General features: G+C 50.3%; 19 protein-coding genes and 2 tRNA genes. 10 read left to right on the top strand and 11 right to left on the bottom strand.

The genetic code is table 11. From position 1 onward, the window contains the following. Positions 1 to 4: 4 nt before the first annotated feature. From trpC to GN241_05975, 3 genes are read right to left on the bottom strand one after another with little or no spacing between them, the layout of a single operon-like run. The gene (gene trpC, locus GN241_05965) at positions 5 to 802 is read right to left on the bottom strand and encodes an indole-3-glycerol phosphate synthase TrpC (GenBank protein ID XAT56956.1); all 798 of its coding nucleotides are present in this window, start codon (positions 800 to 802) and stop codon (positions 5 to 7) included. Beyond that, entirely contained in the window at positions 799 to 1,821 is a 1,023-nt protein-coding gene (trpD, locus tag GN241_05970) for an anthranilate phosphoribosyltransferase (protein XAT56957.1), read from the bottom strand. Before trpD ends, trpC begins: the two co-directional genes overlap by 4 nt. Beyond that, positions 1,821 to 2,399 (bottom strand): aminodeoxychorismate/anthranilate synthase component II, encoded by a 579-nt coding sequence (locus GN241_05975; protein XAT56958.1) that lies wholly within the window; start codon positions 2,397 to 2,399, stop codon positions 1,821 to 1,823. Before GN241_05975 ends, trpD begins: the two co-directional genes overlap by 1 nt. A gap of 138 nt (positions 2,400 to 2,537) precedes the next feature. Between GN241_05975 and GN241_05980 the strand changes: the two genes are divergently transcribed. Further along, complete coding sequence (locus tag GN241_05980) at positions 2,538 to 3,581, top strand: hypothetical protein (protein ID XAT56959.1); 1,044 nt, start codon at positions 2,538 to 2,540, stop codon at positions 3,579 to 3,581. Positions 3,582 to 3,680: 99 nt separating this feature from the next. On the opposite strand, the gene GN241_05985 is transcribed toward GN241_05980, so the two are convergent. The 5 genes from GN241_05985 to fabI are packed head-to-tail and all read right to left on the bottom strand — an operon-like array spanning position 3,681 to position 9,645. Continuing rightward, entirely contained in the window at positions 3,681 to 5,183 is a 1,503-nt protein-coding gene (locus GN241_05985; protein XAT56960.1) for an anthranilate synthase component I, read from the bottom strand. Positions 5,184 to 5,193: 10 nt separating this feature from the next. Further along, complete coding sequence (locus GN241_05990) at positions 5,194 to 7,047, bottom strand: peptidylprolyl isomerase (protein ID XAT56961.1); 1,854 nt, start codon at positions 7,045 to 7,047, stop codon at positions 5,194 to 5,196. Between the two features lie 34 nt (positions 7,048 to 7,081). Then, on the bottom strand, positions 7,082 to 8,314 hold the full coding sequence (locus GN241_05995) for an aminotransferase (protein ID XAT56962.1): 1,233 nt from the start codon (positions 8,312 to 8,314) through the stop codon (positions 7,082 to 7,084). A 6-nt stretch (positions 8,315 to 8,320) separates the two neighbouring features. Further along, positions 8,321 to 8,824, bottom strand: a complete 504-nt coding sequence (locus GN241_06000) for a xanthine phosphoribosyltransferase (protein XAT56963.1) — start codon at positions 8,822 to 8,824, stop codon at positions 8,321 to 8,323. Positions 8,825 to 8,826: 2 nt separating this feature from the next. After that, positions 8,827 to 9,645 (bottom strand): enoyl-ACP reductase FabI, encoded by an 819-nt coding sequence (gene fabI / locus GN241_06005; protein ID XAT56964.1) that lies wholly within the window; start codon positions 9,643 to 9,645, stop codon positions 8,827 to 8,829. Between the two features lie 119 nt (positions 9,646 to 9,764). Between fabI and pdxH the strand changes: the two genes are divergently transcribed. The 4 genes from pdxH to GN241_06025 all read left to right on the top strand — a co-directional run bounded on the left by pdxH (position 9,765) and on the right by GN241_06025 (position 11,638). Beyond that, a complete protein-coding gene (gene pdxH / locus GN241_06010; protein ID XAT56965.1) occupies positions 9,765 to 10,370 on the top strand; it encodes a pyridoxamine 5'-phosphate oxidase in 606 nt (201 codons plus the stop codon). Between the two features lie 120 nt (positions 10,371 to 10,490). Then, entirely contained in the window at positions 10,491 to 11,015 is a 525-nt protein-coding gene (locus tag GN241_06015; protein XAT56966.1) for a cold shock domain-containing protein, read from the top strand. Positions 11,016 to 11,040: 25 nt separating this feature from the next. Next, positions 11,041 to 11,481, top strand: a complete 441-nt coding sequence (locus GN241_06020) for a DUF192 domain-containing protein (protein XAT59191.1) — start codon at positions 11,041 to 11,043, stop codon at positions 11,479 to 11,481. A gap of 80 nt (positions 11,482 to 11,561) precedes the next feature. Beyond that, positions 11,562 to 11,638: transfer RNA gene (locus GN241_06025), tRNA-Pro, on the top strand. Positions 11,639 to 11,830: 192 nt separating this feature from the next. Here GN241_06025 and GN241_06030 read toward each other — a convergent pair. Continuing rightward, the gene (locus tag GN241_06030; GenBank protein XAT56967.1) at positions 11,831 to 12,142 is read right to left on the bottom strand and encodes a competence protein TfoX; all 312 of its coding nucleotides are present in this window, start codon (positions 12,140 to 12,142) and stop codon (positions 11,831 to 11,833) included. Continuing rightward, entirely contained in the window at positions 12,142 to 12,534 is a 393-nt protein-coding gene (locus GN241_06035; GenBank protein XAT56968.1) for a VOC family protein, read from the bottom strand. The genes GN241_06030 and GN241_06035 overlap by 1 nt, the downstream gene beginning before the upstream one ends. Before the next feature lie 706 nt (positions 12,535 to 13,240). Here GN241_06035 and GN241_06040 point away from each other — a divergent pair. The 4 genes from GN241_06040 (at position 13,241) to GN241_06055 (ending at position 15,242) form a co-directional block, all read left to right on the top strand. Beyond that, positions 13,241 to 13,567: a phage major capsid protein gene (locus tag GN241_06040; GenBank protein XAT56969.1), complete on the top strand. Its 327-nt coding sequence runs from the start codon at positions 13,241 to 13,243 to the stop codon at positions 13,565 to 13,567. 9 nt (positions 13,568 to 13,576) lie between these two features. Then, positions 13,577 to 13,807: a hypothetical protein gene (locus tag GN241_06045; GenBank protein XAT59192.1), complete on the top strand. Its 231-nt coding sequence runs from the start codon at positions 13,577 to 13,579 to the stop codon at positions 13,805 to 13,807. A gap of 273 nt (positions 13,808 to 14,080) precedes the next feature. Continuing rightward, positions 14,081 to 14,275: a hypothetical protein gene (locus GN241_06050; GenBank protein XAT56970.1), complete on the top strand. Its 195-nt coding sequence runs from the start codon at positions 14,081 to 14,083 to the stop codon at positions 14,273 to 14,275. Further along, positions 14,190 to 15,242, top strand: coding sequence for a hypothetical protein (locus tag GN241_06055; protein ID XAT56971.1), 1,053 nt, complete (start codon positions 14,190 to 14,192; stop codon positions 15,240 to 15,242). The genes GN241_06050 and GN241_06055 overlap by 86 nt, the downstream gene beginning before the upstream one ends. Before the next feature lie 413 nt (positions 15,243 to 15,655). Here GN241_06055 and GN241_06060 read toward each other — a convergent pair. Continuing rightward, positions 15,656 to 15,727: transfer RNA gene (locus tag GN241_06060), tRNA-Lys, on the bottom strand. A 318-nt stretch (positions 15,728 to 16,045) separates the two neighbouring features. On the opposite strand from GN241_06060, the gene GN241_06065 reads away from it, so the two are divergent. Continuing rightward, positions 16,046 to 16,231: a hypothetical protein gene (locus GN241_06065; protein XAT56972.1), complete on the top strand. Its 186-nt coding sequence runs from the start codon at positions 16,046 to 16,048 to the stop codon at positions 16,229 to 16,231. The last annotated feature ends 9 nt before the right edge of the window (positions 16,232 to 16,240 follow it).

Consider the following 16,240-nt stretch of genomic DNA (forward strand, 5'->3'; position numbering starts at 1 on the left):
GAGCTTACCTTGGATCCGATAGCAGGCTGCGCGTTGCCGCCGCCACATCCGTTTGCCGCATCAGGCTTTCTCCGATTAAGAAGATACGCGCCCCATGCTGCGCCATATCGGCCAAGTCATCTTGCGTTTTCAACCCAGATTCAGAAATCAAAACGCGCTCAGCTGGAAGCAGTTTTGATAGGTCTTTGGTGGTTTGCAGCGAGGTTTCAAAGGTTTTCAAATTGCGGTTATTCACTCCAATTAGCGGTGAGCTTAACAATAAGGCCCGTTCTAATTCTTCTGCATCATGGACTTCAATTAAAACATCCATCCCCCAAGCAAATGCAGCCTGTTCAAGCTCTTGTGCTTGGCTATCCGCGAGCGAGGCCATGATCAATAAAATACAATCCGCGCCCAACATGCGCGCTTCGGCAACTTGATAGGGGTCATACATAAAATCTTTGCGTAAAACCGGCAGCCCGCAGGCCTGCCGGGCTTGGGACAGGAAGGATTTATCGCCCTGAAAACTGGGGCTATCTGTCAAAACTGATAGGCAGGATGCACCGCCAGCCTCATAGGCTTGGGCCAAGTCTGCTGGGCTAAAATCAGCCCGTATCAATCCTTTGGACGGCGAGGCCTTTTTGATTTCTGTAATCAGCCCATAGCCTGTTTTGCTGTCTTCAATAATGCGCTGCGCAAATGGGCGAACGGGCGCTGCGGTTTTGGCATCTGCTTCCACATCTGATTGCGCGCGTTTGGCTTTGTCGGCTTTGATTTCTTCAAGCTTATAGGCTTTGATTCTGTCTAAAATAGTTGTGCTCATAGGGTATCCGATGTGAAGGAGGCCAGCTGCGTCAATTTTGTTTTTGCGGCATGGCTGTCGATACTTTCGCGCGCCATTGCCACCGCCTCTTGTTTGTCAGTGCTGCGCCCGGCCACAATCAATGCAGCTGCGCTATTGAGGAGAACCGCATCTTTATAAGCGGAGGCTTCACCCTCAAGCAGGGCGCGGAACGCCACCGCATTTTCTGCAGGGGCGCCGCCAAGAATCGCCGAAAACGGGTGCGTCGGTAGTCCAAACTCTTCTGGGTGCACTTCAAATTCCGTAACCGAGCCATCGGGATGAAGCGCTGCAACGTGGCTGGAGGCGCTGATCGCCAGCTCGTCGGTGCCGTCACCACCATGAACCAACCAAGCGTTATGCGCACCCAATGCCCCTAATGTTTCCGCCATGGGCCGAATTAAATCGGCGCTATAGGCGCCGGTGAGTTGGCGCGTTACGCCCGCCGGGTTGGTTAGCGGACCTAAAATATTAAATATCGTCCGCGCGCCCAGTTCCGCGCGCACAGGCCCTACATGTTTCATCGCAGGATGATGCATCGGGGCCATCATAAAGCAGATGCCAATATCACGCAAAGCGGCCTGTGCCTTATCGGCGCTGATCATCACATTCACGCCCATCTCACCCAGCGCATCTGCGGCACCGGATTTTGAAGAAAGATTTTTATTGCCATGTTTGGCCACGGGAACGCCCGCACCGGCAACAACAAAGGCAGTCGCGGTTGAGATATTCAGCGTGCCTTTTCCATCGCCGCCAGTGCCAACAATATCCATCGCATCGGCGGGCGCCGACACCGCGTTGCATTTTGCGCGCATAACCGAGGCGGCGGCCGCAAATTCGGTCACGGTTTCTCCGCGCGTGCGCAGCGCCATCAGAAACCCGCCGATTTGGGCTGGCGTTGCGGCGCCTTCAAATAAAATCTGGAAGGCGGCCTCGGCTTCATTTTTTGTTAACTCGCGGTCAGAAGCCGCCGAGATTAGGGGTTTCATAAGATCGCTCATCAGCTCAGTCCTGCAATGCTCAGAAAGTTTTTCAACAAATGATGCCCGTGTTCAGAAGCGATCGATTCTGGATGAAATTGCACGCCATGGATCGGCAGGCTGTTATGCTGAAGCCCCATGATGGTGCCATCGCTTAATTCTGCCGTGACTGTCAGGCAAGCGGGCAGGGTGGCCCGCTCTACGATTAATGAATGATAGCGGGTAGCCTCAAAAGGGGTAGGGATATCTTTAAAAAGACCTTCGCCTTCGTGATGCATCGTTCCCATTTTTCCATGCACGATTTCGTGGCATCTTATAACCTTGCCGCCAAAGGCTTGCCCGATTGACTGATGCCCCAAGCAGACGCCCATCAAAGGCGTTCGGGTTTCGCTGGCTGCGCCGATCAGCGCCAAACAAATCCCGGCTTGATCAGGATCGCAAGGCCCTGGTGACAATAAAATGGCTTCTGGTTGCAGTGCCATAGCGTCTTGAACATCCAGCGCGTCGTTGCGTTTGACCATAACATCCGCGCCAAGTTCACCAAGGTAATGAACCAGATTATAGGTAAAGCTGTCATAGTTGTCGATTAGCAGCAGCATTGCGTTTCTTTTGCCTTGTATTAAATGGGGCTGGCCCCCACGCCTTAGATCGATCTATACTTGCTCAGGCTTCGGTGTCACCGTCAAGGGTCGGGAAGCAAAAACAAGTCTATATCACGCCAAATAATCGCGGCGTCAATGAGGGCAAGAGTAGTGAAGCGGGGATTTTTCAGTGGGCTGGTCTGGGGGGCGTTAAGCGCCGTCATTGTGATCGTTGTCGGGCTGGTTTTCCAGAGCTATGAGCGCATCCAGATGCCAGAGGCCGAGGCGTTCGAGGTGCCCGCCGGATCAGAATTCACCCGTTCGCGCGAAGATCAGGCTGCCCGTTTACCTGCGCCGGTAGAGGCGCCGCAGCAGCTTGCCAAAACGCCCGCCGAAGCGCCTCAACCAGTGGCGCCTGATGTGGCCCCCAATGAGGATGTCGCGTCAGCAACGGTGCCTAAAAGCACAAAAAACAAGCTCACAGGCTTAAGCACGAGCACCTTGCCACAAACCGAAAACAATTTGCCAGTTTTATCGGATAGCGCTGAAAAGCCGACCCTCTCAGCCGACGGCTTTGTACAGCCGGGTCCTCCGAGCACGGATTTTGGATTGAATTTTGATCTTGATCCTGCGCAGCCTGTTTTTCCCAGCCAGATGATGTTAGACGCGCCCGTGCCCAGTGAACCTCAAGCAGGGCTGGATCGGTCAACCGCGCCGAGCATTGATAAATCAAGCGTAGCAGCCCCTGTTGCGGATAAGGCTGTGCCCAAGGCCGAAGTATCTTTACCCGCACCGGAGATTGCGACGAAAACTGAAGCAAGTTCTGATAGGGCGGCGGTTTTACAATCTGAGCCAGAGGAGAGTTTGAAAAACCGCTCATCTACGCCTGATCCCGATCCAACCGCATCCGCATTGGCCTCAACCTCTTCAACTTTCTCGAGCATTCCTTCGGGCACTGTGCTGGCACAGCTCGGGGCGTTCCGCAGTGCCGATATTGCCGAACAGGAATGGCAGCGCCTATCGGCTAAATTTTCAGAGCAGCTGAACGGCTTGGAGCATGTGGTGCAAATAGCGGAAGTGAACGGGCGAATTTTTCATCGCTTGCGCGTTGTTGGTCTTGAAGATTTGGCTGAGGCTTCGGCGTTTTGCGAAACCTTTGTCGCAAGAAACACCGCCTGCCTTCCGGTTGTGATGCGCTAGCTTGGGCGCTTTTTTGCATTGGATTTAGCGCAGGTTTTGGATCCGTCATGCGCCGCTCTACGGCCAAAATTCTCAGTATGGCTGGCTTTCCTGTGATTTTTAGGATGGTTTAGATGCAAACATCGCCGCATCTGCCGCGGCCCGGCGGATCGCGTTGGATTTATGCACCGTTTCCATATATTCGGCTTCGGGATCGCTGTCATAGACCACGCCGCCGCCCGCTTGTATGTAGAGTTTTTGATCTTTGACGATGGCGGTGCGAAGGGCAATGCACATATCCATATCCCCGCCAGAGCTGAAATAGCCTACGCCGCCACCGTATACCCCGCGCTTTTCGGTTTCAAGCTCATCGATGATTTGCATTGCACGCACTTTTGGAGCGCCCGATACGGTGCCCGCCGGCATACCCGCGAAGAAGGCGGATAGCGCGTCTTGATTTTCGTGCAATTCCCCAACTACATTTGAAACGATATGCATCACATGGCTGTAGCGCTCGATAATAAATTCCTCGGTTGGTTTGACCGTGCCCAATTTGGCCACCCGGCCCACATCATTGCGCCCTAAATCCAGCAGCATTAGATGTTCGGCCAATTCTTTTTTATCAGCTAGAAGATCGGCTTCATTGGCGTTATCTTCTTCGCTGGTCGCGCCGCGCGGACGGGTGCCTGCGATCGGGCGCACAGTCACCTCACGGCCAAAGACACGCACTAGGATTTCTGGGCTGGCACCGATCACTTGAAAGCCATCAAAATTAAAATAAAACATGAAGGGAGAGGGGTTCGTGCGGCGCAAAGACCGGTAGAGCGCAAACGGTGGCAGCGCAAAATCTTGCGTCCAGCGCTGGGCTGGCACCACTTGAAAGATATCCCCGGCGCGAATATAGTCTTTGGCTTTTTCAACCGCAGCGATATAGGCGTCTTTGCTGAAGTTGGACCTTGGATTGGGCGCCTCTTGTGGCGCGCCAAGGCTGCGCGGATCGGGCAAGGGGCGTTCTAAATCCCGCATCGCATCCTGAATACGTTCCGCTGATTTGGCATAGGCGGCTTTTGCCGAGATCGCTGGATCATACCAAACCGGCGCAACCAAAATCACTTCGCCTTTTACGCCATCCAAAACCGCCACAACACTTGGGCGCAAAAAAACCGCATCTGGCAAAGCAAGCGGATCGGGATTCATGTCTGGCAAATTTTCGACCAGCCGAATCATGTCATAGCCCAGATATCCAAAAAGGCCGGCGCTGGCTTGTGGCAAATCCTCGGGCAGGTCGATAAAGCTTTCTGCCAAGAGCGCGCGTAACGCCTCTAGGGGGGGCGCTTGAACCGCTGTAAACGCTTCATCATCGAAACGCGCATCCCGGTTGATAAAACTTTCGCTGCCTTGGCACTTCCAAATCAGATCCGGCTTCATACCGATGATTGAATAACGCCCGCGCACTTCTCCGCCGGTCACAGATTCCAGCATGAACGCATTTTTCTGATCCCCCGCGAGCTTCATCTTTAAAGACACGGGCGTATCCAAGTCAGCCGCCAATCGGGTGAATAAAACCTGGCTTTTCTTTAGCGCATATTGCCACGAAAAATTATCAAGATCGGGCGTTATCATAGCAACGACTTTACTGAAAATTGGCATGAACGGCATTGAGAGCCGCTTGGTTTAAAGACACATCGGCGCGCGCCTGTATTTGTCCCACATAGGCTTCAAACAAATCTTGTGACAGGCCATCACTAAGCTGAGCTGTGATCTCTTGCATGATGTCTTTGGCAAGCTCGGATTGTCGATCTGCGGCCATAATCTCTGTGACAAGTATAAGCGTTATCTGCCCCGCATCATCAAAAACATCCACCGCATCTGGCGCAAGTTCGAAGGCGCGTTCAATCACATTTGCGGTTGTCGTGGCTGGGCGCTCTTGACGGTTGAGTCCGGTTTCCTGACGCAGCATTCCGCCGATTTCCTCAATGCGCACCGTCTTAGCCTCGAGTTGCGATTTCAAATCATCGGCTTGCGCAAGCAGTGCTTTGCGCAAAGCTTCGACGCGCCAAGCCTTCATCGCATCTTCGCGTATTTCCGGTAGGGGTTGGGGGCGCGGTGCTTGGGTTTCATCCAGTCTTAAGGCGGCCAAGCCACCATTGTCCAAGCGGATAAGTTCGGGAAAATCCTCGCTTTTTACTTCAAATGCAGCCTGTCGAAAGGCTTGATCTGAGGCCAAGCCCTCAGCCACACCAGCGTGATAGCTTAGAGTGCTTAGCACCAGATCGGTTTCTAGCGCGAGATCTTCCAAAGTTGCACCGGCGGCCAGAAGGTCTTCGGCTTGCGCGCTCACCCCGTCTACTTCTTTCGCGGCCAGTTCAAGCGCCAGTTCTTGGCGCAATTGATCTGCAACGTCTTCAAGCGGAGTAGATTGCGCAGGCAAAACTTCTGTTACACGAAACATAGCAGCGCCCAAATCATCGGAAAACGGCCCAATGGCCGTGTTCAATTCTGCATTGAAAACAGCTGCGCCGGTGCCCTGCCCAAAAAAGCTTTGGTCTATTGCGCCCAGGCTCACATCTGCAGCGCTTAGGCCGCGCTGCTCGAGCAGCGCGTCGAAATCGCTTGTTCCGTTCTCCAGCGCTGCCGCGGCAGCATCGGCGCTTTGCGCATCTGAAAACACAAGTCTTTCAACGATCCGGCGCTCAGGCTGATTATAAAGCGCGTTCTGTTTTTCATAAAAAGCAGCAACAGCCTCATCGCTCACGGTCATCTTTTCGCTAAGCTGGGTAAGATCCAAAGAGGCAATGGTAAGCTGTTTGCTTTCCGGAACGGTGAAGCGCTCAATATTTTCGTCATAATAGGCTTGCAGTTGCGCCTCTGTGGCCTCTTGAAGGGGCGTGGCAAGGTCTGCCTCGTTCAGTTGAACATGGGTAAAGCTGCGGGTTTCTAACAGAAAATCAATCATTTTCTCTGTAAACACTGAAGGCATCACATTGCCTGTCACCACGGCAGCTTGCACGATGTTACGCGTTGTTTCCTGGCGAATACCATCTTCAAATTCAGCTTCGCTGAGGCGATTATTCTCTAGCGCAAACGTGTAGGCCTCGCGGCTGAATTGACCATCTGAACCGCGAAAGGCACTGACTTTGACCAGCTGTTCCAGGACCGCTTCATCGCCCACGGAAAGGCCAAGCCGGTCGGCTTCGACTTCAATCGCTTTTTGAAGTACCAAGCGGCTGAGCGTTTGTTGCGGAAGCCCAAATAATTGGGCTTGCTCAAAGGTAAGCGTTTGACCAAATTGTTGGGCGGTTTGCGCCAACTCTTGGCGCAAGGCCCGCGCATATTCATCGATCGAAATGTCGCGATCACCGACAGAGCCGACGCTGCGCATGGTGCCAGACAGCCCCGACGCGCCAAACCCACCCAGGCCAATGATGAGCAGCCCCAACAGAATCCAAACGAAATATTTGGAAATGGATTTTGATTGTGACGCCATAGATCCCTCGTAGACTTGATATTTTCCCGCCTGTCTACGCTTCTGAGCAGTCGGGGGCAAGCTGGAAGGTGAGATTTGAAAGCCGTATTATCATCTCTTTCAAGTTGGTTTGATCGATATTTGCGAATGCCAGCCGTAAATGCTTCGCCGCATTGCGAGTGCCCGGGGGTGCAAACATATCGCCAGGCAGGCATAAGACGCCCGCCTCTGCCACCAATTTTTGTGCCAAATCGGCGCCCGAGCTGGCAAAGGGATGCTTTACATAGGCAAAATATGCGCCGCAGCCCACCAGCTCCCAGCCTTGCCTTTCAAGCGTTTCAAAATTGCGCTTAAGAAAGGTTTGACGCTGTAAAATCTCTTTCCGCTGGTCGGCCAACCAGGGTTGAAGATGGTTAAGCCCCCAGCGCGCCGCGAATTGCCCAACGCGCGAGGCGCATATTGTGGTGGTGTCGAGGTATTTTTCAACCTCGGCCAGTAAGGCTTTATTGGCAATGATGGCGCCAACGCGGTGGCCGGTCATCCGGTAGGCTTTTGAGAACGAATAGAGCTGCACCAAATGCTGCTTCCAATCGGGCGCATCCAAAAGGCTGTGGGGACGCTTTGGATTGCTATGAAAATCTTTATAGGTTTCATCGATAATAAGCGTGAGATCATGGTCTTTTGCGAGCTGATAAAATGCATTCAGCACGGCGTCAGGATATTCCACGCCCGAGGGATTATTCGGGCTGACCAGACAAATGGCTTTGGTTTTTTTTGTGATCAAATGGCGGGCCAATGATGCATCGGGCAGCAAATTTTTCCCAGTCGGCAAAGGCGTTGCCTCTACCCCCATCACATCGAGCCACATTTTATGGTTGAAATACCAAGGTACGGGCAAAAGCACATTATCCCCAGCCGAGCAAAGCGCCGTGATCACCGCGCAAAACGCTTGGTTGCACCCAGAGGTTATGGCAACTTGGCTGGCGCTTACCTGCGCCTTGTAAGCGTGTGACCAATGCGCGGCAAAATCCACGCGCAATTCAGCATCCCCCAAAATTGCGCCATAAAGATGCGCCTCAGGGTCGTGGCGCACAAAATCCGCAATCGCATCGCGCATATTTTGAGGGGGCGGGTCGCTTGGCGCGGCTTGCGAGACGTCTAATACCGGTAGGCCGGGTGCCGGATCATGGCCTGCCAGCCAAGCTTTTGCGGCTTTAATCGGAGCGGGTGCCGTGCGCGCGGTTGCGCCGGCCAAAACCGGTTTTGAAGGTGGGGGCGAGGCCACCATTCGCGGCTACTCCGTTCCGCGAAACGGCTCAACATATTGCAGGGCCATATCCCACGGAAAAAAGATCCAAGTGTCTTGGCTGACTTCTGTTATAAACGTGTCGACCTGAGACCGCCCCAGCGGCTTTGCATATACGGTTGCCACATGCGCTTTGGGCATATGTTGGCGCACGACTTCCAGGGTTTTGCCCGTATCCACGAGATCATCGATCACCAAAACGCCGGTGCCATCCCCGATATGGTCCATATCCGGGGCTTTGATTACCCTTGGTTCACTTTGGCTTTGGTGATTATAGGATTTGACGCTGATTGTATCGACAACGCGAATGTCCAATTCACGCGCAACGATCATTGCAGGTGCCATGCCACCACGGGTGATCGCGACAACCGCGCGCCAGCCGTTTTCGGTTAGTTTTGGATCATCAAGCCGCCAGGCCAATGCCCGCGAGTCGCGATGCAACTGGTCCCAGCTGACATGGAACCCTTTTTCATGGGGGAGACGTTCAGACATGGTCATTTCCTTCCCGTTACGGCATCAATATCCGGAGCATCTACAGCCTTCATTCCCACGATATGATAGCCTGCATCTACGTGCAGCGTTTCTCCGGTGACCCCTGACCCTAAATCTGATAACAAATATAGCGCTGATTTGCCGACATCCTCTGTGGTTACGTTTCTGCGCAGAGGTGAGTTCAACTCATTCCATTTCATTATATATCGAAAATCACCGATACCCGATGCTGCAAGCGTTTTAATGGGGCCAGCCGAGATGGCGTTGACGCGAATATTATCTTTGCCAAGATCCTCGGCCAGATACATTACAGAGGCTTCAAGGGCTGCTTTTGCCACCCCCATCACATTATAATGCGGCATCACCTGCTCGGCGCCGTAATAGGTGAGCGTGAGCATTGACCCGCCCTCCGTCATCAGCTTTTCGGCCCGCTGCGCCACTGCGGTGAAGGAATAGACAGAGATATCCATGGTCATTCTGAAATTGTTCAGGCTTGTGTCGACATAGCGGCCGCGCAACTCGCTTTTGTCGGAAAATCCGATCGCATGCACGATAAAGTCAAGCTTGCCCCAGCGCTGTTTGATCTCTTCAAACAAGGTATCGATCGAACTTGCATCCGCAACATCACATTCTACAACGAAATCGCTGCCAACTTGCGCTGCCAAAGGCTCTACCCGCTTTTTTAGCGCGTCTCCTTGATATGAAAAACACATTTCCGCACCGGCCTCGGCGCAGGCTTTTGCAATACCCCAAGCGATCGATTTGTCATTTGCCAGCCCCATGATTAAGCCGCGTTTGCCCTGCATAAGATTATGTGACATCTTGCCTCTCCGATCTACCTGTGTTGCGTTGGTTTAGGCGATTGCACAGCCGTCATCAAGCCCAGAGGCCCTGAGGGGCAGTCAGGATTAAACAGGGATCGGAAAAAGGAGCAGCGGAAATGTTAGATTTGGATGAAGGGTTTACAAAGGCTGACCCGTTTGAGCTGGCAAAATCCTGGCTAAAAGAAGCCGAATCAGCTGAAATTAACGATCCAAACGCAATGGCATTAGCAAGCGTGGACCGTTTCGGAATGCCGAATGTAAGAACTGTTTTGTTGAAAGATATCGAGGCGAATAGTTTTGTTTTTTACACCAATTATGAAAGCGCCAAGGGCACTGAGTTGTTGGCCAGCGGCAAGGCGGCCTTTGTGTTGCATTGGAAAAGCCTCGCGCGGCAAATTAGAGTGCGGGGTCTGGTTGAAAAAGAGGATGGGCCGATCGCGGATGCCTATTATAACAGCCGGGCCCTAGACAGCCGCATTGGGGCTTGGGCCTCGCAGCAGTCGCGGCCACTCGCCTCTCGAGAGGCGTTGATTGAACGGGTAAATGAAATCCGCGATGAAAAGGGCGACCACCCAGCACGGCCACCTTTTTGGGGTGGATTTAGAATCACGCCGCTTGAGATTGAATTTTGGTCAGATGGCGCGTTTCGATTGCATGACCGCGCAGTCTGGAGACGAAACAAGGTAACTGCGCCTTGGTCGGTGCAAAGATTGAACCCGTAAAGCGCTGACCGGATCGTTTTTCGGGTCTGTCGCCTGCGCGCTGGGTTTTTATTGTTTGCTTTTTTATCAAAAAACGGTTCCTTTATCGCGGCGCGGTAGATTTTACGGGTGGGTATGCGTGTGAGCGACGACAACGAGAATATGGAAAAACAGTCGGGCTACATAAAGTGGTTTGATCGCGTTAAAGGGTTTGGTTTTATCATATCCGATGAGACCGAAGAAGATATTTTGATTCACGCCAATGTGCTGCGCAAATTTGGACAAAGCTCTATCGCAGAAAATACCCATATTGAGTTTATGGCGCATTACACGGAGCGCGGCGTCCAAGCGGTCGAAATACTCTCGGTGGATCCGGTTTTAGATTCATTGTCCACGCTAGAGGATTTTGAAGACGTCGATATTGAAGATATCAGATCGTTGCCGCTGCAAGCCGCTCGGGTCAAGTGGTTTGATGGTGGTAAAGGATTTGGCTTCGCCAATATTTTTGGCAATGATGAGGATATTTTTGTTCATATCGAAGTGTTGCGCAGATCTGGCCTGTCCAATTTGCAAGCTGGCGAAGCGATCGCTTTGCGCGTTATGGAGGGTAAGCGGGGTAAAATGGCGGCTGATGTGTGTTCTTGGGAAATGGGCAGCTCTGAATAAGGCAATATGGCTCTGCGCCTTTGCAATGCTGCCCTTTACAAATTTCGCGCAAGCCAGCTGCCCTGAGGCAGATTTCATAATCAGTGGCAGTTGGGGTCAAGCGGCGTTTAAGGTGACGCTTGCAAGAACACCGGAACAACGCAACCGGGGTTTAATGTTCGTGACAGATCTACCAGATCAATCGGGGATGCTGTTTGTTTACCCAAATCCGCAATCGGTTTCGTTTTGGATGAAAAATACGCCGCTTGGCTTGGATATGCTGTTCATTGATCAAGGCGGCATCGTTCGGCGCATCAAGCATGGTGCAACCCCGTTCTCGACCCAGTTGATTGATGGGGGATCTGATATTCAATATGTTTTGGAAGTACATGCTGGAAGCGCAGCAAAATATGGCATATCAGAGGGGGATCGCAGCGCGCATCCCAGCATTGGACCCGGCGCCGATCCAGGTTGCGGCGGTTTCTAACAGTTTCTGGCCAAATTGCTTGTTTGAAGCGATCTTTCCTCTTTTCAATCTTCTGAGAACTCGTTAGAAGGCACGCCAGTCGGGGCGTAGCGCAGCCTGGTAGCGCGACGGTTTTGGGTACCGTAGGTCGCAAGTTCGAATCTTGCCGTCCCGACCAAGTTCTAAGGCATTGATCTAAAAACTCGACGAATCTGTTTTCTGTTTTAACGAACAGTCATTTCAGCAGCATTAACAACGCCAAGACAGTTTGAACTTTCGTTTAATGCGTAATAGGGCGCTCAGACCGGACGCTTACTCATGGAGTGTCGTAACGTCTTGTATAATGTGTTCTTTTTGGGCACCTTATACACTACTTCTTGTTTGGAAGCTCATCGCATGTCGCGGTGATAAAACGCGTAAGCCAATCTGAATATTCTAGCTTTTCTTCTGGAATGACAAAACTAGGTTTGGCGCTCGGGTAGGGAGCGGCAAGTTCCAGTTCGGCAGCGAGAGCCCCGCCCGATTTGGTCTTTTTCACAAACAGGGTATTGCGGCAGATCACACCAAAGAATTTTCCACCGCAGTACACGCCATACTCACCAAACATCTTGCGTGAAGATATCTCTCCTGCATCACCAAGTTGACCACAGATGTAGTCGACTATGCTTTGATCCGAAGCCATTACTTACCGCCCACTGGTGAACAAATCTCAATCAGGCACCCGTTGATGTCCCTTACGTATCCAACGACTTGACCCCAAGGTTTGGTCTCAAGGGCCTTCACCAAAACAGCCCCCGCTGCAACGGCTTTTTCAAAGGCATTTTCCGGCTCCTCAGTAACCAAAGCAATCTCCTGGCCTGCTGGTGTCTTGGTCGAACGATTGCTGCGGATGGAAAGACCATTTTGTTCGGCCATGCCATCGGATGCAAAGGCCAACGTGGTTTCGCCTGTTTCCAGCTCACCATACATGTTGCTGTCGTGCAAAAAACCAGTTTTCAGGCCAAAGGCTTTGCCATAAAATTCAAGCGTTTCAGGCACATCAGCCACATATATTATTGAATATCCAAATTTCATGTTCGCGGCCTCTATCCAGTTTCCTATGCAAAGCATGGGACGTTAAAAGATGACAATAAAGTTGAAATTACACTCATAGAGTGTGCGGATTTGCGCCTCTTCAAATAGAGGAAATGAGCATCACCGATAAGATCGTGAGCCGTACGAACTGCACTTTTCCAAACCGGCGCTGTTCCCTAGAAACTCGCTTGATGGCATCCCATAGTCGGCTGACTTGATGGACATCCATCAACTGCGCCTCAGCTTTCCGCTTCCCGTTGTTATCAACGACACGCGTGGCAAACGAAATCGTTTCGTCCTGACCATTAAAAATTATTTTCGAAACCTATGAAAACGTGTTGATGGCCTGTGCTGTACATGCTTGCTCGATCCGATTTATGGCCAGTGTAAGCTGCTGGACAGTGTAATTGTCTGACATCAACGCTTGGCAGCAAAGATGCTGCAGATAAATTGGTAAAACACATGCGTTGCAAGATAGCCCGTTTTTATTCGGCTGAAGAAAAGATCCTTATTGCCTTCGCTGGTCTTCGTGGCGAAGAGAGCATTTCCGCGTTGTGCTGTCGCGAAGAGATCACAGAAAGTCTCTACTAAAATTAGTCGAAGGCATTCCCGGAGGCCGGGAAACGTTAGCAATCACTGAAAGCGATTTGGATATCCACACACTCACCTTAGAGCCTCATTTGCTAGTAAGTAGGGAGTCTTATTCTTGGGTGGCTTATCAACTGTGACTGCAGACATTGAACAACTTGTTCGCGAACGGCTCCAAAGGCAGATCGCAAATGGTCTGGATGATGCAGCCTTAGACGGCGCCGGTTCGGGTGCTAACCCTCAAGGAATAGAAAATGCCACCGGTATTGAGACGTTCGCAACCGCTTCAGGCAATACGATGACCCATGCAGAAAGTTTAAACGCAATCGCTGAAGTGGCGGAGAATGATTATCATACATCTAATGGCGTTTGGCTTGTTCATCCTGCTAACGCTGCAACACTTGGTGCACAGGCTAAATATAACGGCTCGGGTCAATTCGTTTGACAAGATAGCCTGATTTCTGGACGCAGAGTTATCGAAACAACTCATGCAGCCCTTCACACTGCCTATTTTGGTTTCTTTGAAAATGTCATGATTGGAACTTTTGGAGGTGTGGATATTGTGGTTGATCCATGCACCAACGGTGCAAAAGGCATAGTGAACATCTATGCTTATCAGCTTTGTGAGCTTGGTGTGTTACGCCCCAATGCCTTCCAAAAGGTCACGCTGACATGTAAGGAATAGCTAGGTTTTTGAGAGAAGCGCGGTTTTGCATCCGCAAGGATCGCGCCAGATGATGGTTAAAGGGAGGCGGTGGTTCAAGTTCCTCAGTGCCGCCTTGATTTTGAGACCCATCACCCCCCTCCCGCTAGTAGCCAGCGTGCAAACGTCATGGGTCGGGTCATTTTAAAGACAACAAGAATTCTTGAACTTGTATAAAAGTTTATCATAGGCAAAAACAATGAACAAAGACTACATCAAATGATTTGGTTCCATTTTCGTTTTCTGAAGGGTTGAATGTATATTTTAAGACTCATTAACATTTTTCCTATCTTATTTCTTGGTACTTTAGCGTATGGGGGTACTGTCGATGAGGCTCAACGATTATTAAATAAAATCGGTTACAATGCTGGTACCGTTGACGGGATCTATGGTTCAGAACCAAAGTCTGCGTTGGTATCATTTTATAGCGACAAGTCACAAAAATTTTGATGGACGCTTAAGTGGAAACGAAATTTTGGACTTAGCCGAACAAGCTCAGGAAACAATTTCTCTACAAACGGCATTGATGTTAGAGCCAGTCGCGGCGCTTAAAACGAATAAGCATCGCAGATATTCTAAAATGCACATTAACGTTTCAAATTGCATGCAAGGTAAATCAAAGGCATGGCAATTAGAGAAATTCCCATTGAAATTAAAGGAATATGATTTCGTAAATGAATTCAGATCACCATTTGCAGGATTAGATAATAAGCTATGTAAAAAAGGTTTTATACAGACTTTTGGGTTTCCAATTTCAATAGAAAACACAATACCGATTGTAGTCGACGGCGGTACCTCCAACAAGTACGGAAATGTTCTAATCGATGTTGCGAACGCAACCGCATGGTGGTCAATTGCAACGTCACAGGCGGTTTACGACCCAAAGTCAAAAGCTTCTAAAAAAGTTAAGGACACGATCTTAAAATGGGCAGAAGAAGATGCGCTGTCCAGAAACATTATAACTTCTTACAAAACTGTGGATTTTCAAATTGCTGTGATCTTGTCTCATATTGTTGAAAGTGTTGCTGCGCTTGGTCCCGAAATAAGTGAAAATGAGAGAAAGATCATAGGACCTTGGTTGGATGACTTGATAAGTAAGCTGGCCGCTTCCGATTGGGGAGGTCGGCAAGATAACAAACAGTACTTGAGCGACTACATCCAGAGTGTTTGGGGTTACACGAACGGAGATGATGATATCATACTTGATTTAGCTGAAAACTATAAACTTGCGATCCATGATATGAGAAATGACGGATCTATAGTCTACGAAAGTATCAGAGGTGGAACCAGCCTAACATATCAGGTACATGCCCTTGCCAGATTGACAAAGCAGGCGGCACTTATACAGGCAATTACTGGAGTTGATATTGCCCAATATTCAGCGGAAGGCGAAAGAAGTATCGCAGGCAAATTTTGAAGAACGCGCTACAAAATCATTATGATCCCCTTAAAAGGGTCAAATTCTATGGAAAGTCATGTCCAGGAGGTTCAATGGGTTCATTGACGAAGCCTCATACTGGCAGAGACAAGATGTATTTAAAACCAATCCTTGAATTCGTGAGCGTGGCTTATCCAGAGCTCAAAGCAATGAGTGATCCAAACCAGATCAGAGGGAATGGTGATTATCATTCAGTAGGTAATATTCAGTGTTTATTTACCGTGAATTTGTAAGAACAGTTTAATCTATTTCAGTATGTAAACCGCGCATAGCCTTTTCTCTGGGTTAAAATGAAGCTTGAAGCGGTGAAATCGCGCGCTAAACGCGGGCTGGTCAATAAATATCCACAAAAAAAGAGGCCACTAATCCAGCTAAGTCTTTGTTATTATTTGTTCCTGCAGTAGGAATCGAACCTACGAGTAATTGATTAAAAGTCAACTGCTCTACCGCTGAGCTACGCCGGAGCTTTATCACAAATGCTGCTCGGAAGATTAGCACTGTGGGTGGGTCGCTCGGAAATGTGCAAATGTTGGCAGGTCACTCGTCTTTTTCTGCCACGCAGCAGTATATCGAAGAAGACAGTGAGGTGAGAAAAAAGATTGTCGACCTGATATAGGCTGCCATTCGACGAATTCCTCACCGGTTTTCAGTCAGCAAGAATTCAGCCCCACCTACGATGAACGCGGTGAACTCGAGTTTTGGGAACAGTTTGTGCTTTAGCAGACCGAGCTTAATAGGTAGTTACTGTGTGGATCGCATCGAACTGTGACTTCGGCAGGGGCATGGGCATCGATAAACCCGATATACGATTTGTAATTCATGCCTGCCTCCCAAGTAGCGTGGAAGCTTTTTATCAAGAGATTGGTCGAGCTGCACGAGATGGAAACGCTTCAGAAACTATATTATTTTATAATCTCCAAGATATCATAAAACGTCGCCAAATGATTAAGGGTGGCTCTTCTGAGTAAAATTACAAA

This window comes from Rhodobacteraceae bacterium IMCC1335 (genome assembly GCA_039640495.1).
Classification (GTDB): Bacteria; Pseudomonadota; Alphaproteobacteria; order Rhodobacterales; family Rhodobacteraceae; genus Thalassovivens.